The organism is Pseudomonas sp. G1002 (assembly GCF_013385455.1).
Lineage (GTDB): Bacteria > Pseudomonadota > Gammaproteobacteria > Pseudomonadales > Pseudomonadaceae > Aquipseudomonas.
Window position 1 is genome coordinate 1 of record NZ_JACAPY010000060.1, and the last position, 505, is coordinate 505.

The 505-nt window shown below is 66.5% G+C and carries 1 protein-coding gene; it reads left to right on the top strand.

Features of this window, described 5'->3' with window-relative positions:
* On the top strand, positions 1-505 hold a 505-nt coding region (locus HX801_RS31040; protein WP_177023372.1), incomplete at both ends, for an AMP-binding protein.

Below are 505 nucleotides of genomic sequence, written 5' to 3' on the forward strand. Positions count from 1 at the left end.
GCCCAGTGGAACCCCGGCCCGCGCAGCTTCCCAAGCGACACCTGCGCCCATCAACTGATCGCCGAGCAGGCCCGTCAACGGCCTGACGCCGTGGCCCTGCGTTGCAACGGCCAGACCCTGACCTACGCCGAACTGAATGCCCAGGCCAACCGCCGTGCGCATCAGTTGATCGCTCACGGCGTGGGGCCGGACGTGCTGGTGGGCCTGGCCGCGGAGCGGGGTATCGAGATGATCGTCGGCCTGCTGGCGATCCTCAAGGCCGGCGGCGCTTATGTGCCGCTCGACCCAACCTACCCGCAGGACCGCCTGGCCTACATGATGCAAAACAGCGGCATCCAGCTGCTGCTGGCCCAGGCGTCGCTGACCGGTCAATTACCGGTGCCTGACGGCGTGAAAACCCTGCTGCTGGATACCGACGTCAGCGCCTTTGCCGACAGCGACCCGCAAGTCGTCGTGGATCCTTCGAACCTCGCCTACGTGATCTACACCTCCGGTTCCACCGGCA